17 protein-coding genes and 3 pseudogenes are annotated in these 22,960 nt (G+C 44.9%); 3 read left to right on the forward strand and 17 right to left on the reverse strand.

Translation table 11 applies throughout. The features are described from left to right. Nucleotides 1–9: 9 nt before the first annotated feature. Nucleotides 10–1,449: an ABC transporter substrate-binding protein gene (locus ASD40_RS28365; RefSeq protein WP_057306492.1), complete on the reverse strand. Its 1,440-nt coding sequence runs from the start codon at nucleotides 1,447–1,449 to the stop codon at nucleotides 10–12. Between the two features lie 79 nt (nucleotides 1,450–1,528). Continuing rightward, the gene (locus ASD40_RS28370; protein ID WP_057306493.1) at nucleotides 1,529–3,499 is read right to left on the reverse strand and encodes a glycoside hydrolase family 127 protein; all 1,971 of its coding nucleotides are present in this window, start codon (nucleotides 3,497–3,499) and stop codon (nucleotides 1,529–1,531) included. A 142-nt stretch (nucleotides 3,500–3,641) separates the two neighbouring features. On the opposite strand from ASD40_RS28370, the gene ASD40_RS28375 reads away from it, so the two are divergent. Next, nucleotides 3,642–4,535 carry an AraC family transcriptional regulator gene (locus tag ASD40_RS28375; protein ID WP_235549425.1) on the forward strand — a complete coding sequence of 298 codons (894 nt, stop codon included), beginning with the start codon at nucleotides 3,642–3,644 and terminating at the stop codon, nucleotides 4,533–4,535. Here ASD40_RS28375 and ASD40_RS28380 read toward each other — a convergent pair. From ASD40_RS28380 to ASD40_RS28420, 9 genes and pseudogenes are all read right to left on the reverse strand, one after another. After that, the gene (locus tag ASD40_RS28380) at nucleotides 4,519–5,361 is read right to left on the reverse strand and encodes a YitT family protein (RefSeq protein WP_057306494.1); all 843 of its coding nucleotides are present in this window, start codon (nucleotides 5,359–5,361) and stop codon (nucleotides 4,519–4,521) included. The genes ASD40_RS28375 and ASD40_RS28380 overlap by 17 nt on opposite strands. Then, nucleotides 5,354–6,888: pseudogene (locus ASD40_RS28385) on the reverse strand (FAD-dependent oxidoreductase). The gene ASD40_RS28380 and the pseudogene ASD40_RS28385 overlap by 8 nt, the downstream one beginning before the upstream one ends. 62 nt (nucleotides 6,889–6,950) lie before the next feature. Then, a pseudogene (locus ASD40_RS39530) lies at nucleotides 6,951–7,122 on the reverse strand (IS91 family transposase); the annotation flags it as partial. A gap of 268 nt (nucleotides 7,123–7,390) precedes the next feature. After that, nucleotides 7,391–8,506, reverse strand: a complete 1,116-nt coding sequence (gene ald / locus ASD40_RS28395; RefSeq protein WP_057306496.1) for an alanine dehydrogenase — start codon at nucleotides 8,504–8,506, stop codon at nucleotides 7,391–7,393. A gap of 122 nt (nucleotides 8,507–8,628) precedes the next feature. Then, nucleotides 8,629–10,284 (reverse strand): PucR family transcriptional regulator, encoded by a 1,656-nt coding sequence (locus tag ASD40_RS28400; protein WP_057306497.1) that lies wholly within the window; start codon nucleotides 10,282–10,284, stop codon nucleotides 8,629–8,631. 186 nt (nucleotides 10,285–10,470) lie between these two features. Beyond that, nucleotides 10,471–11,622, reverse strand: a complete 1,152-nt coding sequence (locus tag ASD40_RS28405; protein WP_057306498.1) for a DUF2264 domain-containing protein — start codon at nucleotides 11,620–11,622, stop codon at nucleotides 10,471–10,473. Beyond that, on the reverse strand, nucleotides 11,615–12,730 hold the full coding sequence (locus ASD40_RS28410) for a glycoside hydrolase family 88 protein (RefSeq protein ID WP_057306499.1): 1,116 nt from the start codon (nucleotides 12,728–12,730) through the stop codon (nucleotides 11,615–11,617). Before ASD40_RS28410 ends, ASD40_RS28405 begins: the two co-directional genes overlap by 8 nt. 7 nt (nucleotides 12,731–12,737) lie before the next feature. Continuing rightward, complete coding sequence (locus ASD40_RS28415) at nucleotides 12,738–13,769, reverse strand: LacI family DNA-binding transcriptional regulator (RefSeq protein WP_057306500.1); 1,032 nt, start codon at nucleotides 13,767–13,769, stop codon at nucleotides 12,738–12,740. 153 nt (nucleotides 13,770–13,922) lie between these two features. Further along, the gene (locus ASD40_RS28420) at nucleotides 13,923–15,269 is read right to left on the reverse strand and encodes an ABC transporter substrate-binding protein (RefSeq protein WP_057306501.1); all 1,347 of its coding nucleotides are present in this window, start codon (nucleotides 15,267–15,269) and stop codon (nucleotides 13,923–13,925) included. A 255-nt stretch (nucleotides 15,270–15,524) separates the two neighbouring features. Here ASD40_RS28420 and ASD40_RS37550 point away from each other — a divergent pair, with 255 nt between their 5' ends. Further along, nucleotides 15,525–15,635, forward strand: coding sequence for a sporulation protein YjcZ (locus ASD40_RS37550; protein WP_156390225.1), 111 nt, complete (start codon nucleotides 15,525–15,527; stop codon nucleotides 15,633–15,635). Between the two features lie 481 nt (nucleotides 15,636–16,116). Here the strand turns inward: ASD40_RS37550 and ASD40_RS28425 are convergent, their stop codons facing one another. The 5 genes from ASD40_RS28425 to ASD40_RS28445 form a co-directional block, all read right to left on the reverse strand. Continuing rightward, nucleotides 16,117–16,899, reverse strand: a complete 783-nt coding sequence (locus tag ASD40_RS28425) for an SDR family NAD(P)-dependent oxidoreductase (protein ID WP_057306502.1) — start codon at nucleotides 16,897–16,899, stop codon at nucleotides 16,117–16,119. A gap of 137 nt (nucleotides 16,900–17,036) precedes the next feature. Then, the gene (locus ASD40_RS28430) at nucleotides 17,037–18,122 is read right to left on the reverse strand and encodes a Gfo/Idh/MocA family protein (RefSeq protein ID WP_057306503.1); all 1,086 of its coding nucleotides are present in this window, start codon (nucleotides 18,120–18,122) and stop codon (nucleotides 17,037–17,039) included. Nucleotides 18,123–18,154: 32 nt separating this feature from the next. Further along, nucleotides 18,155–19,237, reverse strand: coding sequence for a Gfo/Idh/MocA family protein (locus ASD40_RS28435; RefSeq protein ID WP_057306504.1), 1,083 nt, complete (start codon nucleotides 19,235–19,237; stop codon nucleotides 18,155–18,157). A 153-nt stretch (nucleotides 19,238–19,390) separates the two neighbouring features. After that, entirely contained in the window at nucleotides 19,391–20,065 is a 675-nt protein-coding gene (locus tag ASD40_RS28440; RefSeq protein WP_057306505.1) for a hypothetical protein, read from the reverse strand. A 97-nt stretch (nucleotides 20,066–20,162) separates the two neighbouring features. Next, nucleotides 20,163–20,417 (reverse strand): biotin/lipoyl-containing protein, encoded by a 255-nt coding sequence (locus ASD40_RS28445; RefSeq protein ID WP_057306506.1) that lies wholly within the window; start codon nucleotides 20,415–20,417, stop codon nucleotides 20,163–20,165. A gap of 322 nt (nucleotides 20,418–20,739) precedes the next feature. Between ASD40_RS28445 and ASD40_RS28450 the strand changes: the two are divergent. Then, a pseudogene (locus ASD40_RS28450) lies at nucleotides 20,740–20,970 on the forward strand (Putrescine importer PuuP); the annotation flags it as partial. A gap of 558 nt (nucleotides 20,971–21,528) precedes the next feature. Here ASD40_RS28450 and ASD40_RS28455 read toward each other — a convergent pair. Further along, nucleotides 21,529–22,953 (reverse strand): aldehyde dehydrogenase family protein, encoded by a 1,425-nt coding sequence (locus tag ASD40_RS28455; protein WP_057306508.1) that lies wholly within the window; start codon nucleotides 22,951–22,953, stop codon nucleotides 21,529–21,531. Between the last annotated feature and the right edge of the window lie 7 nt (nucleotides 22,954–22,960).

Raw genomic sequence — 22,960 nt, forward strand, 5'->3', positions numbered from 1 at the left:
GGGTGATCTTTAATTGGCCTTACCACTTTCAAAGATTGGCTTAATTTTCGGCATCATTTCTGTGATGGCGTCCTTAGCTGATTTCGTTCCTAACCAAACCTGATCCAATCCTGGATTCAATACATCGCCAATCCGGCTGTAAGTAGGGAGGAAAAACCAAGGTGTAGGATAGGTTGCTTTTAAAGCGTAATCAATAACAGCCGTTTTATACTCTGGCGGGTGAACGGGAGATTGCGTCCATCTTTTGATTTTCTCAGGATCTGTGTACCAGCTCATCTCCGTCGGCATCCAAACCCCACTGTCAATGTTAGCTATGTTTTTCTCCGTATCCATGAGCCATTTATACAGCTCAATCGTTTCATTTGGATGTTTCGTACTCTTATATACGACCATTGGCGTTCCTGTATTGGTTGTTGCAGGCTTTTTGAAGATGGGGAGCACGCCAATTCCGTTTTTCAACCCATTTTTTAGCTGCGGATTTATATTGACTAATTCCCATTGTCCGGAAGTAACCATCGCCACTTTTTTGGAAAGAAGCAATTGACCAACATCGCCTGGCAGGCCGGAAGATTGGGCAGCCGTCGGTGACACGTGCTCAACATTAGAGAGATCCGCAATTTTCTGAATCGCTTCTATTGTTTCTGGTTTATCGAGCAAAAGCTGCTTACCATCCTGGCTCACTTCCCCACCGCCATTGGAAATCGCGAAAGGTGTCCAGAAGAAGTCTTGACCATGCGACACGTTGATTCCGTATTGCACAATGTTTTTGGCATCAAATCCTGCTTCACCAGGATGTTTACCGCCCTTATCTTTCGTTAGTTTTTTTGCGACGTCCAGCATTTGATCCCAAGTCCAAGCTTTTTCCGTTTCGGCCGGCGGATAAGGAAGCTTCGCCTCGTCGAACATAGCTTTGTTATAATGAAGAAGGATAATTTCGTTAGCAACACTGTATCCTAGCAATTTACCGTCAGGGGTGACGAACTTGTTGCTTTCTAGCTTCGGAGTGACCGAGCCATCTTTGTAGTACGAAGATAAATCCATCAGGATGTCTGATTCAGCATATTTGAGCGCTTGTGCTTCCAGCATCGTACTGATATCCGGAAGTGTTTTAGAGGCGGCCATGGCGCTAAGCTTTGCACCGAATTCTGCGAGTGCTACGTTCTGATAATCCACTTTAATATTAGGATGTGCTTTCTCGAAGGCGTCCAAGCTAACTCGTGTAGACTTCGCTTCTTCATTGTTCGCCCAATCCGTGAATCGAATTGTCACTTTCTCCCCACCGTCCGGCGCTTTCGTTGCTGCCGCAGCTGTCGAACTAGCCGGAGTGTTTGCTGCCTGTGAATTGGTACTGGTGGAAGTTGGGGTACTCGTTGAACTACAGCCGACCATTACACTTAACGCTAACGTTGTAACCGTGCTCACTTTTAATCCTTTTCTCAAAGACTTCATATTAACCCCTCCAAATGATCATTTATCATTTTCGCTTTTACCTATATATACCATAAACCTTTGCAGGTTAAAGCCATTTTTACTTTTCTTTGACCCAAACCGACATTTCACCCTGCCCGCGATTCGCCCATGCATAATAGGGAATGAAGGTTGCGTTTATCGTCTCCCATTCATGAGAAGCGTTGGCGATATACAAATGTTCACCCCACTTTTGTTCCCAATCTTCGGACCTTAGCCGTTTTGCCGGAACCGAGATCGTCTGTATCCCGCCCAACAACTCATGGTCGAAATCCTTCCGATGCTCATCTTGGGGTTCCAGCACAATCTGGTGCAAGCCTGCTCCATTATCTATTTCCTCTAAACAATAAACCAGCGGACCACATTGTATGGCGACCTTACCTATCGTTTCACGAACATGTGGATGACCTTTCATTCGGCTAACCTGCATGGGTAAGATCAACTCCACGCTATCATTGGAGTGCCATTCTCTGGTGATATAGACATATCCATCTCGGACCTGTTCATCAAGTTGGACAGGGATTCCTTGTACAGTTAGCTTAGGCTCTGTGCACCATTTTGGAATTCGCAGAGCTAACGTGAACGTTGTTTTTTCAGTCACTTGGATAATGAATCGCACATTCCCGTTCCATGGGAACTCGGAATGTTGATCAATGCTTACTTGTTTTCCCTCGATATCCAGCGTAATCTGACTGCCAATGTATAAGTTGGTGTAAACAGTGTTCCCTTGCGATGTATAAATATATTGTCCTAAAGAAGCAAGCAGGCGAGCGATGTTAGGAGGACAGCAAGCACACCCGAACCATCCTTGTCTAACAGGCTTTACATGGCTCATATGATGGTTTTTGAGTATCGCATCCGGCCATACTTCAAGCGGATTCACATAAAAGAAGCGTTTACCATCCTGAGACATTCCACTGATGACGGTATTATAAAGCGCCTGCTCCATGATATCTGCGTACTCACTTTTGGCGTCCATTTGCAGCATTCGCTGTGCGAAAAAGATTAATCCAATGGACGCGCAGGTTTCGGCATAGGCTGTATCATTAGGTAAATCGTAGTCCAGCGTGAAGGATTCCCCATGTGCCATGGAACCAATGGCTCCTGTGATGTACATCCTTTTGCTTACAATATTCGTCCACAGCCTTCGACACGCTTCAAGCAGCTCCTGATCTCCGGTCTCTGCGGCGACATCCGCCATTCCGGAACACATGTACACGACGCGAACGGCGTGCCCTTCAGCTGTTTGCTGCTGCCTTACTGGTAAATGGGCTTGATTATAGGTTCGGTCATGGACCATATCCAAATTGGGAAAATGAACCTGACCATTCCGGCGATGAAGCTCCTGTTCAAAGAAGCTGGGTTCCTTCCCTCGCTCATCCAGAAAATACAGACTTAATTGAAGATAGCTGTCATTGTTCGTGGTTTGATATAGTTTTACAAGCGCTAGCTCGATTTCTTGATGGCCATCATAACCGTGAATTTGTCCCTCACCGGGTCCGAACACTTCATTAATGCAATCCGCCAATCGACAAGCTACATCCAGGATTGCCCGCTTTCCTGTCGCCTTATAATAAGCAACGGCAGCTTCAATCAAATGACCCGCGCAATATAGTTCATGACATTCGGCCAAATTCGTCCATCTGCCATTCGGTTCCTTCAGAGTAAAATAAGTATTCAGATACCCATCCTTATGCTGTGCTTTTGCTATAATCGTGATAACCTCGTCAGCCAATTTCTCCAATTCCGGATCGTGACCAGTTTCCAGCAAATAACTTACTGCTTCTAACCATTTCGCTACATCACTGTCTTGAAATACCATTCCGTAAAACTCACCTTGCTCCAATCCAGCGGAAATTTTAAAATTTTTCATCGCATGGCTGGGTTCTGCTCCTTCAATTCGATCGTTTAACGCTTCCCACTGATAAGGAACGACAACATTCCGAACCAATCGAATATAAGCAGACCAAAAATCATCCGTGATGCGTACATTCTTCAATGGGAATGGTCTGGAGATTGATAAATTCGCCATGTAGGGGTCCCCTTTATTTTATAAATATGATCTTTTTCGTAAGCGCTTTAATAAATATACTACATGGTGTACCATGGTATTTATATAGCATTTTCCAACCACATTTTTAAAAATATCAACCTTTTGATTGGAGTAAAAAACGATGATGAACTCACCGATTTTACACTTTATCTCCCCTCCCATCCCTTATTTTATTGATTGTGGGCGTTTTCAATATCGGGAAGGAGAACAGCATGTTAGCAGAAGTCAGATCGGTGCATTTGACCTGATGGTCGTGACAAAAGGAACCTTGCACGTAGGTGAAGGAACATCGGAGTGGGCGATTCAGAAAGGCGAAGCCCTCATATTAAGACCGGATGCGAGTCATTATGGGACCATTCCATGTGCGAGTGAGACGGAGATTATTTGGATTCATTTTCAAACATTTGGCGCGTGGGATGAGTGCAACAGTATGAGCGATTGCTTGGATAATCAAGCCTCGCTAATTGCTAATCATAAGCAAATGGCCTACTTGAATCACAGTGAAGTGTGTTCTGTATTTATCCCTAAGTTTATGAAGCTGTCCCAAAAGGCACTAGATATTTTGGAGCAATTTTTCCAATTGGATGAGGAGCCGAGGTCGCTGCGCAATTGGAAACGGCAAAGCGTGTTCCAACAATTCATGCAATTAGTCGATCGCGACCTCGCGGCAACCTCCGATGTGACGGCATTCCATCTCGCGGAAAAAGTGGAGCTATTCATCCGACAAAACTATACGCAAAGAGTGACGAATTCACTACTACAACAGGAACTTAATTACCACCCTAACTATTTGGCCAAATGTATGCTTAAAGTGTATGGGGTTACGCCGATGGATTACTTGTTTCAATACCGAATTGAACAAGCAAAAAAGCTTCTCATCCAAACCAGATGGTCGATGACCCGAATCGCTGAAGAGGTTGGCTTTCAGCATGGCTCGTACTTCTCATTCTGTTTCTCCAACAAGGAAGGCATTTCTCCCATGAACTTCCGTCGAAAGTTTATTGGTCATGCGTAGCGAATCCATTCCCGACCACTTCCCTCACATCACTGAAAGTAACAAAAGCGGAAGGATCCACGCGATGTACCAGTGTTTTCAGCTTGATGACTTCTTTGCGGCTTACGATACAATAAATCACTTCTCTGTGTTTACCTGTATAGCCGCCTCTTCCTTCAAGAAAAGTAATCCCTCTATTTAATTCCGTCATAATCATATTGGCTATCTGATCCGGTTTGAGCGTTATAATAAAAGCCGCGCGCGCGCCGGAGGCACCCTCTAGCACAAAATCAATAACTCTAGCACCAACGATAATCGCAACTAGCGTATACATCGCACGCGTGAGATCCAAATAAATCAAAGATAACAGCAGGATGACGAAATCTATTGCTAGTATAGTCTTCGCGATCCCTATCCCATAATGCTTCTGCATCAGACGTGCAATGATATCTGTCCCCTCTGTCATCCCTTCGAAACGGAACACAATGCCAAAACCTAGTCCAACAACCCCTCCCGCGTATAACGATGCTAACAGAGGGTCAGGCATTGGCAACGAAAAGCTCTCGAACAACCACAAAAACAGCGAAACCGATAACATTCCTACAACTGTGTAAATGAAACTAATGCGTCCGAGCATCTTCCAGCCAATAAGAATAAGCGGAATATTAATGAGCAGATTCGTCCATGCCGGATTCCAACCGAGCACGTATTTGAGCAAAAGAGCAAGGCCGGTTATTCCCCCTTCTGCCAGCCCATTGGCAAGATTGAAATAATTGATACCAAAAGCAATAATGGCAGAACCTACAATTATGGCAGCTATATTGATCCATTTGATTCTATTAAACATGAACCTTCCCCAGCGACATTTTGGCCGGTCCTTCGATCACTTCACCCTCATAAGAATACCGGGACCCGTGGCAAGGGCAGTCCACGTTCTTTCGGCTTCGTTCCAGTCTACTTCACAGCCCATATGGGTGCAGGTTGTATCCACCAAGTGCAGGGCTCCCTCAGGATCTCGGTAAGCACCTGCTCTTTTTCCGTTAACCTTGACAACTGCCCCTTCATCTTTTTGTAAATCATCCACTTCTTTATGTACCATTTCAAATTTACCGGCGATTAGATGTTTAGCCACATTGGCATTTTGCATGATAAATGTCTTTAAGCTCGGATCTGCTTTGAATCTTGATGGGGAGAAAAGCTCCTGATAGGGACTTGGTTCTCCCAAAATCAGCTTCGAATTTAACATAGCTGCCACAACACTCGAAGTCATTCCCCATTTGCGAAAACCAGTTGCAACGAAAATATTAGGTTCATCCTTAAGCTCCTGACCAATATAGGGCATATTATCGAGCGTGTACAAATCCTGCGCAGACCATCGATAGGCAATTTCCTTCAATCCGAAAGTCTCTTCACCAAACGATTTCAACGCATCATAACATTGGAATGTACAAAGGGCTTGTCCCGTTTTATGGCCTTCTCCGCCGACAAGAAGCATCGACTCTCCGTTGATTTGAACGGACCGAAGGGAACGTTTTGGGCTTTCAGCACTTATAAACATCCCATTTGGGATGTCTTTGCTTATTTTTCCTACTATTACATAGGAACGTTCTGCATGCAGCTTGCTAAAATAGAAACCATTTCGATCATTAAATGGAAAATGGGAGGAGGATACGACGTAATCTGTTGTAATTCGATGACCATCATTCGTTGTTACAACCGCAGGCTTTCCCTTTTCAACCCCATTGACCGTAGTGTGCTCATAAATTTGACCGCCCTTACGAATGAATTGCTCCACTAAATAGGTTAAAAAAGGGATTGGATTAAACTGAGCTTGATTCTCCATAATAATAGCCGCTTTAGTCGCAAACGGAAGCGGAGCTTGGTCCACATATCTGCTAGTAATCCCCAATTCCTGGTAAACCTTATATTCGGAAGCTATTTTCTCTACATAATCGTCTGAAGTGGTATAGATGTAGGCATCTTCGTCTGATAATTGGCATTGAATTTGATTGGTCTTAACCGTCTGTTTAATAAATTGAAGGGCCTCTAGATTAGCATCATAGTAAAGCTTCGTCTTCTCTCGACCAAAATGCGCGAGATATTCTTGATAAATAAGATCATGCTGCGCAGTTATTTTCGCTGTCGTGTGCCCTGTCGTTCCGTTCATGATTTGTCCAGTATCTACAAGAACGACTTTAAGTCCTTGATTGACAAGCAGATAGGCCGTTGTAATTCCTGTAATTCCGGCCCCAACGACGGTCACATCGACCTTCAAATCTGAGTGAAGTTTAGAAAATGAAGGAAGTTCAGACGAGGCTAACCAGTAGGATTCCGGAAATTGTGGAAATGTTTCAAAAGATGATTCAATTGTCATTTATGTCCCTCCTGAATGTACCTTTTAAAGATAAAATATCCAACTTCCTCCAAAATTACACCTATTTCAAACGGCAAGTAATCATACGTCTTCCATTCTCCATTTGCCTTCATTCCGCCCTTCGTCACCAGCATATGATTTGATGATTCGCTCTGCCTCGTCCATAAATTCTTTCAGCATTTTTCGATGCAACAAAGAGACAATCCACAGTCCTTCATCAATGGTAAACACAACAATATTGGGGATCCCCACAGCAAACTGCAACTTCAAGTTGCGAAATAGCCTTTGGGCGTGTGAATTGTTGTAGGAAATACAACATTGGTAACCACTATAGCCACTTTGCCCTAACGAAAGCTGAATGACTCTATAATCGAACTTTGGAGTTTTGAATACCAGTTGTGAGGAGGGATAATGAATCAATCGTAAGTCTCCAGGTCATCCCAAAACTTGTATAAAATAAGACTTCCGCCAAAGTTGCGGAAGCCTCATCCCTAAATATCGTTTATTGCAAAAGTGAATAAATATCGGTATACGTGTAGCCATGTGCCTCAGCAACAGCTTGGTAAGTAACATGACCTGCAACCACGTTGATGCCCTTTGCAATTGCTTTGTTATCTAAAGCTGCACGCGCATAGCCCTTGCTTGCTATTTGCACGCCGTACGGTGTTGTCACATTCGTCAACGCCAGCGTGGACGTACGAGCAACAGCTCCAGGCATGTTAGCCACCGCGTAATGAATGACTCCATGCTTCACATAAGTTGGTTGATCATGCGTGGTAATGCGGTCGATTGTCTCGATGGACCCGCCTTGGTCAATCGCTACGTCAACGATAACGCTTCCAGGGCTCATCATTTTGACCATGTCTTCGGTCACGAGACGCGGTGCTCGAGCTCCTGGAATAAGGACAGCCCCAATGACCAAATCAGCGCGACGAACAACCTCGGCGATATTGTAGGGATTGGACATAATCGTCTTCACGCGACCTTGGAACTGGTCGTCCAATTGACGGAGGCGATCCGGGTTCAAATCAACGATGCTGACATCGGCACCAAGCCCGATGGCCATTTTCGCCGCATTCGCACCAACAATCCCCCCGCCGATGACAGCTACCTTACCCGGCTCAACTCCCGGTACACCGCCTAGCAGAATCCCTTTGCCGCCATGCGCTTTCTCTAGAAAGTGAGCGCCGATCTGAACGGACATGCGTCCAGCCACTTCACTCATTGGCGTCAGCAGCGGAAGGCTGCCATTGTCCAATTGAATGGTCTCATAGGCGATTGCTGTCACTTTATTGTGAGCTAAGGCATGCGTCAATTCAGCCTCAGGTGCAAGATGTAAATACGTGTATAAAATCAAGCCCTCGTGAAAATAAATGTACTCTTCAGGAAGTGGTTCTTTCACTTTAACGACCATATCTGCCGACCATACTTCAGCTGCTGAGGCAACGATGGTTGCGCCTGCCTCTGTGTAATCTTCATCCGAGAATCCAATGCTTTGACCTGCTAAGGTTTCGACGATAATGTCATGCCCTGCTTTTTTGTAAGATAGCACGGAGCTAGGCGTCATACCAACACGAAACTCATTATTTTTTATTTCCTTAGGAACCCCAATCATCATTTTGCATCAGCCTCTCTTGACGATCCCATAAAAAATGGATCAATCTCTACTCGTCTCCAAGTATAAGACCGATCCATGGACGTTCCATTAGACAAATTGTAAAAAAAGTTAACAAATTCTTTTCACATTTTTATTTCGGGATTCAACAGCTGGTAAGCTCGTATCCCCACCTGCAGCGCCAAACGTTTTTCCGGCAGCATGTAGTCGGCTCCAAGGAGCTCCTCTATTTTTTCCAAGCGGTAATAGAGCGATTGTCGGACAATAAAAAGCTGCTGAGCAGCGATTTGCTTAGAACCATCCGTGTCGAGGTACACCTTTAGTGTTCGCAGCAGCTCGCTGCCTTTCACTTGATCATGATCGATGATCGGTCCCAGATACGTACGTACAAAGGATTGTAAAATATGTTTATCTGGGATATGAAATAACAATTGAAATACACCAAGCTCATCATAAAACTGTACCTTCCCTTGCAGTGTTGGAGAGAGCGAAATCGCTTGAAGCGCCTCCTGGTAGCTTAGGTGAGCTTGCATAAAGCTTCGATAACTTTGTCCAACGCCAATGGTTAACCTGATCTCATCCTCGGCCTTCAGGTATTGAATAGATTGGAAAACCTGCTGAAGACGATCTTTAGACGATCGTTTTTTCGTTGCTTTATCGAAGGCTACAACGACGAGTCTATTATTTTTCAACGTAATCAATGGATGAAAGGAATGCTGCTCAAAAACAGATCTTACGGCAAGTGAAAGATGAATACCCGAAGACTCCACACCCTCCTCTCCCGTGCTATCCCCCTCCGCTTGTTCATAGTCAAATTCGATCAAGATGACATGATAAGGAAGCTCGTTAAGCCGCTTAAATTCAGATCCAATCAATACTTTTATTTGCTCTTCGTCACGTATTCGCAGATGCAGCAGATCATCTACCCAAAGTGTCTGTGAATACAATTTACGCTCCTCGATATAGCGTTTGCGAAGCAAATCCTGTGCGATAGACAATGAAGCGGAGTCCAGAATTAAATACTCATATTCCTGCGGCTTTCGACTAAACACCAGGATGATATGCGCCCATGTTTTACCCATAGCCCCAACGGGTTGTACGATAACGGTTTGACCCTCATCTTCCATCACGGAAGGAGCCGCTATATTTCCGTTGTTCGGACTTTCGACGAGTCGACTTTCCAGAAAATCTAGCCACTGTCCAGACTCCCGGCTTCCTAAATGCGGGATAAACTTCGGCTGTCCATTCAGTGGTACATAAATAACTTGGGCTTTGGTACTGCTTTGCAGCAGCCCCAGTACATGGGAGACGCCTTGTGAAGATAGGGTCATTCGATGGAATTCACGCGATATTTTCTCCAAATCCTGAAGTGCTTTATGGTGTTGATTGATAATATGCGCATGAATATCCTGCGTAATGTCAATGAACCGCACAGCTTGCGGAAAAATAATAAGCGGGAACTGATAGGATTCCGCCGCATGTATCCATTCTTGTGGAACTGAACTCAAGTAGTGTCCCATTTCAATGCAGAGGCATGACACGTTTTTATTGATCAACTGCTCCAAATATGTCATGAACAATTCCGTATCGCTCTTGAAGGCAGCCCCTGTCGTTAGGATCATTTCACCACCCTGTAGTAATTGTTCAAACTGTATCACTTCAATGATATGAACCCAGCGGACTAGACGCTGTAATCCTTGTTTACCTGCCGCAATATAAGCTTTCTCGAAAGTGGGTCGTCCCAGCACTTCCTGTAACGTTAATTGATAATCTTGATTCAAAAGAGTCACTCCACTTTCTTTCCACTCATATCTGAAAGTTATCCACAACCGTCCTATTAGGCTGCTTGTGGATAATTATAAACCAACTGCTAAATGTCATCCGATCAAGCTAGTTTCCCTTCTAAGTTTACACGAAAAAAGCGCCTGTTTCATTAAGAAACAGCACGCTTTTTATTAAGCAATTTATTATAACGCTTTATCAATGGCAACGGTTTGCCCTGACCATACCTTTTGAGACGTCCAAGGGGTTTCTGCCCCCTGCCAAAATTCGTCATCTGCTGGCAATCCTAGCGGGAGGAAAACAGCATTACATAAGTATAGACTGCCCGTAGAGATATATGTTTCGCCAAGCTCAGGCTGATGTCCGCAAAGTCCAATCTTCAGCCAGCCAGCCTCATCGAAAGTGCCTGGGGCTTCAATCAGCCTGCGGATGACCGCGCTTAGCGCAGATCTTACTTGAGCAGGCGCAACACCTTCCGGCAATTCACGCCGTAGTGCAATGTGCGCTAGCGATTGAAATGCGCCAAAACGGTAGGCAAGCGACCGACCCGTGACAGGAAACGTTCCCTCCGGTGAAATCGATCGTTCTTGCAAGGCAGCATAGCGCTGCGCTCTAATCAAAATATTCTCGCGCATACCCGCCCAATCAACATCATGCCCATGTACATGCTCAATGATATCAACTAACATGGGTTGAATCACGAAGCTGTTGTAATAATCGGCATGATAGTGGACCCCATCACCGTACATCCCATCACCAAGGTACCACTGCTCATGCTGTTTGAGGGCAAAGTCAACGCGCATTTTATCCCAATCTTCGCCCATTACACCTAAAGCCGTTTCGGTCATAGCTGCAAATAAGAGCCAGTTGTTGAAAGCCGGTTTGCGCGTTCTTGTTGCCTTCATAGCTTTCACCAGATTGCCCTTAACGCGACTGTCCAAACGATGCCACAGTGTGTTAGGGGCTCTTAGAATCGCATTAGCCAGAAATGCCGTATCTACAATCGGCTGTTGGCCATGGGAAAAGTTCAAAAAATCAGGAGACTCCGGATCTGTCGCCGCGTCAAGACCTGCTCGGACCAGCTCGCCATAGTGAACGCGAAGCTTCTCTTCCTCAGCGTCCTGAGCTGGATTTTCTAACCACGGTGCCATGCCTACCAGTGTCCGCGCTAATGCCTCTAGATGCGAGTACTGGAGCTGCTCTTCTTTCTTATTCTCTACTGGCATTGTTGCGCGCAGCTTTCTGGATGCCAATGCTTTAATCATAGGGTCAGCGATACGAAGCATCGTAGCCAACCAATATGCACGGTCATTGCCGGCTGCAGCGCGATTATTCATACCAGTAGCCTCTGATTCCTTTTTCCAATCTAACCAAGGCCTCTAAATAGTAGTAATCGCCCCAAATCACGAAATCATCAGGTGCCGCTCCGCCGCGAACGCTATAAGAACCGCGCTCGATGAAGCCTTGTGCATCCGGCTTGCTTGCGTAAGTTTTCACTAAGCCAGCCATGGAGCGCTGTATCGCATTTTCCAAATAACCGCGATCTGCATCATCTGCCGGTAAATGCTCTAATATTTCCAAAGCTCCTGCAGAAGCAATGGCTGAAGCTGAGCTGTCCCGCTTCGTTTCTACGTTCACAGGCGCATTGAAATCCCAGTAAACAACATCATCCTGAGGCAAGCGGTCAAAGAAATAACGTGCCAAGCGTTTGGCTGTTTCTAGATAAAGCGGGTTCTTGGTGTAGTGGTAAGAAAGTGCGAATCCATAAATCCCCCAGGCTTGGCCTCGTGTCCACGTAGAACCATCGCTATAACCCTGCGCAGTCCCGCCATGAAGAGGTTCACCATTCTCTTGATCAAAGTAGAACGTATGATAGGAAGAATCATCGCCACGAACCAAATAGCGGCGGCTCAAATCCGCATGAATCATGGCAACATCCTTGTATTTGGCATCGCCTGTTTGCTCGTAAGCCCAGTACAGCAAGGGTAAATTCATCAAACAATCAATGATGATACGGCCCCCATTTTCTTTATCACCTTCAGGACCCCAAGCTTGAATGTATTGACCCTTCGGTCTCCAGCGCTTCATCAGCACATCAGCAGCTTGCAGCGTAAGTTGTTTCGCAGCTTCATCTTTCTCAATGATCCATTGCGCTTTAGAAGATAAAGAATATAAGAACCCAATATCGTGATGGTCTAGTGCTACATTGTTTTCAAGTCTTTGCTTAAAGTTTGCAACTGTCTTCTGAGCGGCTTGCTGGAACGCTTTGTCACCGCTATATTCGTAGCCTAACCACAAAATACCCGACCAAAAGCCGTCTGTCCAATCTGTATTCGGATTCAAATGATACACATCATTCTCGCTTACGTGAGGAAATAAGTCCCCAAAACGTTCAATATTCAATCTCGTTTTTTGCAAAGCATCTTCAATGGCTTGTTTCCACATGATCGATTCACTCCGTTTTCAATAATTTGGTTGATTCTCGTTCTATGAATGTAAGCGGGACCTCAATCTCTCGTTCCTCACCAGACTCAGCCTTATTTCCAAATTTATGTAGCAGCTTGTTAATGGCCGTTTGAGCTTGATAGCTATAAGGAATGTCCCAGCTAGATATACCCGGATAACTGTTTTTAGCTATATAATCGTTATTAATTCCAATAATCTGTAGCTGGTTTGGAATCTCAATTCGCAGCTTATTGGCTGCCGATAAGATTCGTAAGGCTACATGGTCATCAAAAGCAACGATGCCTACGGGTGCCACATGGCGCTGCAGCAAGCTTGTAAGAAAAGCTTCAATATCCAAATCCTTGGTAGTGTCAACGATCTCATGAATGACATCGCTTGCATATTGCTGGATCCCGGCATTGAAACCCATGCGGCGCTGTTCGTCGATGACTTTTGAACCTTTACTGCCTACGTAGCAAAGCGCTCTACAGTCACGTTCCACCAACAATTTAGTGGATTGTTTGCAAGCCTCAGCAAAGCCTAAATTCACTGCACCTAACGCAATATCCTCCGGCCAGTTCCAACCATTGATAAGAACTAACGGCGTACCGCTGTTTACGATTGACCTTGTAGATTCGAAGCCCATTGCTAAACCATGACATATCAATCCGTCTACCCTACGCTGCAGCAAAACTTCCAGATTTCTCCGCTCAATATCCGGATCGAATCCCCCTGATGAAAATACAGATAAATGATACCCCGCATTATGTGCCTCAATCTGCAAATGTTCGGCGAGCTGTCCATAGTAATTCGTTAACCCTGGTAAGATGAGACCGATCTCATACGTTTTACTGCGACTTAACCCCGCTGCCATCGTATTCCGCCGATAACCTAATTGCTCAGCTGCCAATTCGACCTTGCGAATCGTCTCTTTGGACGAACGAATACCACCTCGATTCAGCACATTGGAGACTGTGGCAATGGATACTCCTGCTGCTGCTGCCACTTCTACAATTGTGACTTGTTTGGGCTTGTTCATACTTGTTTCAACTCCGTTTTATGTTAAACGTTTAACATCCTCTATTAGCTTAAATTGAAACGTTTAACATGTCAAGAGAAAATGCAGCGCTTTTTCCAAAAAAAAAGACCGAACACCCTCCTTCGAAGGTAGTTCGATCTTTCAGTTATCGCCTTATTTTTTGTTTTTCTCCAAAATGGCATTCGCATCCTTGCGGAATTTGGCTGCCGCTTCTTCAACCGTTGTTTTCTTATACAGGATCTGCTCGCTCGTCGCTTTTAACAGCTTCTCAATTTCGATAGATCCTACTGGATTTGGTGGATCCATTTGACTGCTGTTTTGTTCAGCCCACGCCACATAGTCAAAGATTTTGACTTCATTCGGTGATAAGAGCGGCTTCAGCGCATCCTTCACTTTGGAGGATACTGGAACACCGCGGTCACCTTTAATCAATTTGTTCGCTTCGATATCATTCACGAAAAAGCTGATAAACTTCGCTGCTTCTTCTTTTTGCTTGGAGTTATTTGTAACTGAGAAATACATGCTAGGCTTCAAAAACAAACCTTTATTACCGTTACGGCCAGGAAGCGGGAATAATTCAAGCGGACGATCTTTGATCAAATTGGCTACTGCCAAAAATTGGTTAGACCAGCCATTACCGGTAATTGCATTACCTAGTAAGATTTCATCTTCTTCCGCTACGCCTTTCTTCTGTGACTCTTTGTCGAGTGAAAGGATATAGCCGGCATCGTACCATTTTTGATAACGCTTGAAGTAGTCAATTAGTGGCTTGTCATCAGAAAAACCAAGTGCCGTTCCATCTGCATTGTACATTTTTTGATCGATCGTTCTGAGATAATACGGGAAAAACACTTCATGACGGACACCGAAACCACCTATTTGTTTGCCGGCTGCTTTGGCTTTGGCTGCAATTGCGTCGTAATCTTCCCAAGTCCAATCTTTTCCTGGGATAGTGATTCCTAGGCTTTTGAACGTATTCACATCTAATGTCGTATTTAACGCATTAACCCCCAAGTTCATAGCCACAAGTTTCCCTCCGACTTCACCGCCGGATAACGCATTAGGGCTGATTGAAGAGACATCGAGAAGGCCATTTTTCGTATAAGGTGTAAGATCAGCTAACTGATTTTTCCCACCATACTGTGAAAGGTAAGAGATATCCATCTGGATAACATCAGGCAATTGGTTTGCTGAAGCCTGAGGAGCAAGCTTTTTCCAATAGTCGTCAAATGGTGCGTATTCCGCTTCAATTTTTACATTTGGGTGCTGTTTCTCATAAAGCTCGATAACTTTCAATGTGTAATCATGACGCGCTTGCCCTCCCCACCAAGCAACACGAAGCTTAACAGGATCTTTACTTGGTGCGGTGCTCGGTGCTGTCGTCGCTGTTTTGGACGGTTCGCTGCTAGCTGCTGGTGTTAACGTTTTAGTGCCTGTGGAGCAAGCTACTGCCGTGAACATCATAGAAAGCGACAGAGCTAAGGTGAAAACTTTTTTCATCTCTATTCCTCCCCTACATGAGTCGATCGAATTTGGGTAACGCTTACATGTTTATTATCCAACTTTCGGAAGGAAAGATTAATGCAGAAAATAGTGGTGTTTGTTCAAAAAACAGTGATCATTTATTCCAATCTAAAAAAAGACTTCTATACCTGACATTCGTCCATACATTTCAAATGCCATTGTAATACAATAGTCTATTAATGCAGAAGGGAACGAAGGAGCCTTCAATTACGATGAAAGGGGTGACTGAATATGGGATATCCAGCAGAAGTAGCAACAGCGGGCTACGGCGGGTCTAGTGCAGCAGCAATATTGGTTCTATTTGTTCTATTGGTTATTATTACAATGACTTTTGTATGGTAATAGGGCGTATTCTGTAACAATAAAATTCAGATCCACAGCACTCGCTGTGGATCTTTTTTCAGTGATCATTTACATAAAAAAAAAATAAAACCTATTGCACTTTTCTTACGTAATACTGTTTATGCATGACATTCTTTCAGGGTTAGGGAGGTTTCTTGCCTATGACAACGACACTCTATTTTCACCAAACCGCTTCGATCCGGGACGCTATCTCCATGTTGGTCTGGTATCTGCGAAAGAAGCGAAGAGCGTAACATGACTCGTATCCCTACGAAAAAAATACATCCGGATGAACACCTATGACGTCCAGCAGGACGCTAACGTTTATCTGGGTTGAGTGGAAAAAGGCTGCTCCTCTGAAGAATTTCTTCTAGAGATGCAGCCTTTTTACTGTTTGTAAGGAATTAGTAGCTCTAACCTGAAAAAAGCAAACAAAAAACCGCCCATGCTTGGACGGTCTACCTTCGTATAGCTTTTCAACTTAAAGCGCTGCACTCTTACCGCCATCAATATTGACGGATGTGCCCGTAACATAGGACGCTGCATCCGAGGATAAGAAGGTGATTACATTAGCCGCTTCTTCCGCATTCCCAATCCGGCCGAGCGGAATGTCATGCTTTGGATCCGATGCATACTCCTCCCAAGTCTGTTCTGGCGCCTCCCGCTTCCAGCCTCTCTCAATCTGACTGCTGCGAATTTTCCCAATACAGACAGTGTTCACACGAATCTGGGCGGATGCCAGGTCTTTGCTCATCGCATTCGTTAATGCAAGACCTGCGGCACGGCTGACTGAAGTAGGCAGCGAAGAAGCAGGCGGTGTTTTGGCTGCTGAAGTCGTTATATTGACGATAGAGCCCCCTCCTGCTTGACGCATGTAAGGGATTGCATAACGAGAGCAATGAATGGCTCCAAATAATTTCAACTCAAGATCTTGCCGCCATAACTCCGTGCCTACCTGTTCAAATGGCTGGGCTGCAGATGTACCTGCATTGTTCACTAGAATATGTAAACTTCCAAATCGCTGAACGGTTTGTTCCACGGCGCGTTGACAGTCGGCCTCCGAGGTCACATCCGCTTGAATTGCAAGCACCTCACCCTCTGTCAAATTGGCTATTTGGACAGCAGCTTCTTGAAGCTGCTCCTCATTCCGCGCGAGTATCGCTACTTTGGCTCCCTCTCGCGATAAGGAAATCGCTGTAGCCAATCCAATTCCTTTACTTCCCCCAGTAATTAAGGCTACCTTACCCTGTAATCCCAAATGCATCGCTTCACTCTTCCTTTCCTTCAATCCTTAGTTGGTATTTCAATAATTCTAGCATACTCCTATTCCACTTCTTTTTTCAAATTTCAATGAATTAAAAAAAAGAGGAGCCTTGGCTCCTCCAGATAAATCTTGACGTATTATTGATTCAAATAAACAGCTTTCCCTGTGCGTGCAGACTCATAAATCGCTTCTAGAATTTGTGAAACGACATAAGCTTGCTCAGGTGTCACTACTGGATCAACATCATTTTCAATAGCTTTAATCCATGTACGCATTTCCAGATCCGCATCGCTTTCCTTAGCGCCGTCATAGAAAGCTACACCGCCTGCTTTCAGATCCACCTCTGTTGTAAATAAGCGGCTATGTTTCTCACCGTTGATGCGAAGCCCGCCTTTCATGTCAGCTCCGCCTTCAGTACCGCTTAATGAGCATTTGGCTTCATCGACCTCAAGCGTATTCAGTGCCCAGCTGGATTCCAGCATAATCGTAGCTCCGTTTTCCATGACGATCATACCGAAAGCAGAATCCTCTACCGTGAATTTACTCGGATCCCAAGGCCCCCAAGCATTGGCGGCATTTTCTTTCTGGGATAATTCGTGGTAAGACGTTCCCAGCACAACTTTCGGCTTGTAGTTATTCATCATCCAAAGCGTTAGATCCAAAGCATGTGTACCGATATCAATAAGCGGTCCTCCGCCTTGCTTCTCTTCATCCAGGAATACGCCCCATGTTGGAACTGCGCGACGACGAATGGCGTGCGCTTTCGCGAAATAAATCTCGCCAAGCTCCCCTTCCTCACAAACGCGTTTCAAATGCTGACTATCAGGTCGGAAACGGTTGTTGTATCCGATCGTTAGCTTCTTGCCTGTACGCTTCGCTGTTTCAACCATGCGCTTAGCATCTGCTGCTGTCTTCGCCATTGGCTTCTCACACATCACATGCTTGCCAGCTTCTAGCGCAGCAATGGCAATTTCAGCATGTGAATCATTCGGTGTTAACACATGAACGATATCAATAGTAGCATCCTGCAAAAGCTCTTTGTAATCCTCATATACTTTAGCGGTTTTGGAGCCATATTTCTCAGCGGCAGTTTCAGCCTTCTCTTGCACGATGTCACAGAATGCGACCAATTCAACATTCGAAAGCTTTTTCAAACTTGGCAAATGCTTGCCGTTTGCAATGCCTCCACAACCAATAATACCAATACGGAAAATACGTGACATGTGAATACCTCCAGAGTAATATTTAGTTTGAGTTAATTAGGAAGTTCGATTGCGACTTCGCGTTTAATGAGCGATGACCGAATGATGCCATCAATGATTGCTTGATTGCGAACGATCTGTTCGCCAGGTATCGGGGCTGGTTTGCCATCCCGGACAGCCTCTACGAAATCGCGGACTTTCTCGTTAAACAAATTTAGCTTATGATCAATCAGCGGAATTTGGCTTTCTGTGTGATGACCACGAACGTCATGGAAATAGGCAATGGAACCCACATTTCCATCGAACACTCCGCTCCATGGGCCTTTTCCAGCTGGCGTTACTTTGAGTCCACCATCGGTGCCAAGGAATAAGGTTGGTCCTAATGTATCCATATGCATCGCCCATGAAATTTTGAAATTCAACACGAGATCGTCTTCAAAACGGATCATCGCAATACCGAAATCTTCCACATCGAATCGACTAGCTTCGTTATGATATAACGGATTTGTTCCAAAATAGTTACTGCTGTAAGCGGATACGGTAAGCGGTTTCGGATAACCCATCGCATTCAGAGCCATATCAAGTGAGTAACAACCGATATCTGCCATTGCTCCGGCTCCGGCGATTTCCTTACTAATAAATGTACCGCCAGGCATACCTCTGCGGCGTCCTCCGCCTGTTTCTACATAATAAACCTTACCAAGTTGACCGGACTGTACCACGTCTTGAATAATCTTCATATTAGGATCATATCTCGGCTGGAAACCAACATTGAGCATGAAGCCCGTTTTCTTAGCCGTTTGCGCCATCTCGACGGCTTCTTCTAGTGTGACGGACATCGGCTTTTCCAGCATAACGTTTTTCCCTGCCAGTAAAGAATCTACTGTTGTCCGATGGTGAGCCACATTGGGTGTGCAAATGCTTACCCCATCAAGGTCTAATTCCAGCAGCTGCCGATAATCATCAAAGGCTTGTGCCGAAGGAATTTGCCAAAAATCAATGAATTGTGCCGCTTTGCCTGGTACCGCATCAGCTACCGCTACAATCTCTACGTCAGCTAGCTCACGATATGCTTTTACATGAGCGCCAGCAATACCGCCGCCTCCAATAATGCCGATCTTCAATGTTTTGTTCATTGAGATTACCTCATCGCTATATGATATTAAGACATCTGACATAAATGTAGCATAGGAATAACGATATTTTTAGTCTAACTTTAGGACAATCAGGTTAAGAAATTACGACACAAAATAACCAGGCGGGTGTTAACCACCTGGTTTATCATGTTTCTACGATGAAATGCTTTCTCCTGCTTTCCTTTGTGCTTCCTCCAGATAACTTCTGTAGACTTGCTCATCCGGATGATCACGTGCTAAATCCTCATAGTAGCGAGTGACCTTCTGAAAATAATACGAATACACATCTTGTATGGGGACAAGTCTGTAAGGATCCCATCGATAGGTTTCCACATTGTAAGCCTGATCCTGCTCATGCACCCACAGCGCTATTTCGCAAAGGCCGTCTCTTCCGTCGCGGCCAGGCATATCTTCAATTTCCAGATGGTTGTAGAAAGTTCCCGGAGGAATCAGACGCTGGAAACCGGTTGGTGTCCACTGCACGATATCGAGCTCGGAGGAGGATTCGCGCTCATTTTGCCAGCCAATAACCAGGTCCCAGCCTTCTCTTCGTGACACTGGGGCAGCTGCGAAATCCGTGAGTTCTTGCATTCTCCCCGTTGCAGCAGAGGCGATTGGAAACCAATTACCGGAATAGTTTTTCAACGAAAACAGGTACTGATTATCTAAATATCTATACAAGGCTGTGATTTCAGGGTGACCATCGCCATCTACATCCGCATAAATAATAGCCGCAGGGCTCCCCTCCCTCTTCAATACGACAACTTCGGCTTCCTGAGGTATACAGCTTCGGACGACAGAATGGAAATCAATTGGGGTCAAACTCATCGTTATCCCTCTTTTCGCATCATTCTCAACTAAAGTATATGCGATAAAGAACTTGGCCCATGTGTGACAGTTAACATCCTATCGAATCTCTTCCCAACTAATCACTCCCCATTAAAATCGTATGCATGCTCTCTCCCATATGGGCCAGTATCATTCCCGGCATGATTTCATCACCTGGTTGTACATGAAGTCCTGTTACAACTCCGTTGTATTCCGCTGAAATATGAACTAACCTCTCCGCTGTTCTTATTACAAATAAGGACTCCCCCTCATACACATAGGAGGATTCTTGGCTAAGCACACTCTCAACCATTCCACGGAAAGGGCTGATCACTTCATACTTGATAAACATACAATCTCAACCCCTTTTTTTCTTATTAATTCATTCTGAAAATAATCTAGCAATAAACATTCCAACTTCTAGATTAATAATTCTCACCAGCCACCTTAATTCCATTACGAACCCATTTTTTATACAGACTTTCCCAGTATAAATATAGATAATGTTTTGATAGGATAATTAAATAGAAGAAAAAAGCTGCTAGTCTAAATGAAAAGACAAGATAACAACGAAATTGCCATTTAAATAAAAAATTGGGCACCATTATTGCTTATACTAATGCGAAAGCGGTTTCAAGATAGAACAACCTTCAATTCATGAGGAGGAATGGTTAATGGAAAAAACGGTAACATTAAAACGTTCACTTGGGCTTTGGCCGATTGTGATGCTCGGTATTGGGTACATGACGCCTATGTCTGTATTTGATACGTTCGGAATTACAGCTGAGGCGACAAATGGACATGTTCCGACTGCTTATGTCATAGCTCTAATTGCCTTGTTATTTACAGCTTTCAGTTATGGTAAAATGGTCCGTGCTTTTCCAAGTGCGGGATCAGCGTATACGTAGGGGACCCGTTTTAACACGGATCGATACGGAAAATAGGGCAACTGATGTTTCTTATTTGTTCAAATAGCTCCTGTTATGGATGCTTAAGCAAGCTACGTTTGCTTATTGTTCCCTATTGCTCCCAGAATGTAGCGTTATGTAGAACATTAGCACGATCTGTTGTCTTATCTCACAAGATACCTCCTTAGTTAGAAGGAATTAGCACACCTAGCTTGCTTATTCATTCCATAGCTCAAAGTAGATATTTTTAAATGACCTAGCCAAAGGCTAGGTTTTTACGCAAAATAGAAATGGATATGTATGACATATCAAATCAGCAATAAAGAGCCTCCATTTCCCACTGTGTTAGTGGAATTGGACATATAAATTACATGTTAAACAAAGGATCTGAGGCTCGCCTCAGGTCCTTGTTTAATGTATACATTTGGTGGATAAAGAGAATACGGAACGCTATCGCTTTCCCTCCCATTCCCATCCCAGTCATCCTCACGCGGCAGCAGGAGCGCTAGGTGTGGCCTCTCAGCACGTCCGTAACTCGCGTCAGTTTCGATATGATTACAACTTCAGACTGATTAGCTTCAGCTCTGTCATTTCCTCCACCGCATATTTCACACCCTCACGGCCAACTCCACTATCTTTGAGCCCTCCATAGGGCATGTTGTCGACGCGGAAGGTAGGAATGTCGTTGATCATCACGCCGCCTACCTCTAAATCTTCAGCAGCTCTTAACGCTGCGTTGATATCGTTCGTGTAGATTCCTGCTTGCAGGCCAAACCGGGAGTTATTGACGGCTAAGACCGCTTCATCCAACGTGGTAAAGGGAGTCAGTGTCACAACGGGTCCGAAGACCTCTTGGCACGAGACCGTTGCTGTTTCAGCAACATTTGTCAGTATCGTTGGCGGAAATAGGCTCGGTGACAGCGCTTTGCCTCCGGACAGAGCAATCGCTCCACCTGCTATTGCAGCGGATACCCAGCTCGCGATGCGGTCAACCTCTTTCGTGGAGATTAATGCCGACATATCAGTAGCTTCCTCAAGCGGATCACCAATGACCAATCTCTCTACCGCGGTTTTGAACATAGCTGCAAACACTTCGTATTGGCGTTCATGAACATAAATACGTTGAATGGAGATGCACACTTGACCGCTGAACGAGAATGCTCCCAGCACACAACGATCCACTAGCTGTTGCGTTATTTCCACATTGCTGTCTATGATTACGGCTGAATTGGATCCTAACTCAAGGGTGACTCGTTTAAGACCTGCTTTATTCCTCATCGCAATGCCCACTTCAGGACTGCCTGTAAACGTAATAGCCGCAATTCTTCGATCACGTACCAGCATCTCACCAATGACTGATCCTTTGCCCGGAATGACGTTAAGTGCCCCTGCAGGTAAACCAGCTTCAAGCATGATCTCAGCTAGCGCAAGTGAGCTTAACGGTGTTTGACCTGCTGGTTTCAATACAACCGTATTGCCGGCAGCAATCGCTGGCCCCACTTTATGGGCAACAAGGTTGAATGGGAAATTAAATGGTGTTATGGCTCCCACAATGCCAAGCGGTTTACGAACGGTGAACGCTAGACGCCCCTCGCCACCCGGTGCTGCATCTAGCGGTACAGTCTCACCGTGAATGCGTTTAGCTTCTTCTGCGGCAAATTTATAAGTATGAATCGTTCGAGAAATTTCTGTTCTGCCTGTTCTTATCGGTTTGGCCGCTTCCATCGCCAGCAGACGGGCTAATTCCTCTTTGCGCTCTTCCATCAGAAGCGCAGTTTTCTCCAAAATTGCTGCGCGTTCGTGTGCAGGCATTTTCTTCATAATCGTACTTGCAGCCTCGGCTGCCTGGATCGCGTCTTCTGCATCCTCATCATCTGCTTGAGCTACCTGAGCTATAAGTTCCCCCGAATAAGGTGAAAATAAATCGGTATAAACGGCTGCTTCTTTCCATTTTCCATTAATAAATAAATGTTTTTTCATACGAACA

This window comes from Paenibacillus sp. Root444D2, assembly GCF_001426375.1.
Taxonomy (GTDB): Bacteria; Bacillota; Bacilli; order Paenibacillales; family NBRC-103111; genus Paenibacillus_E.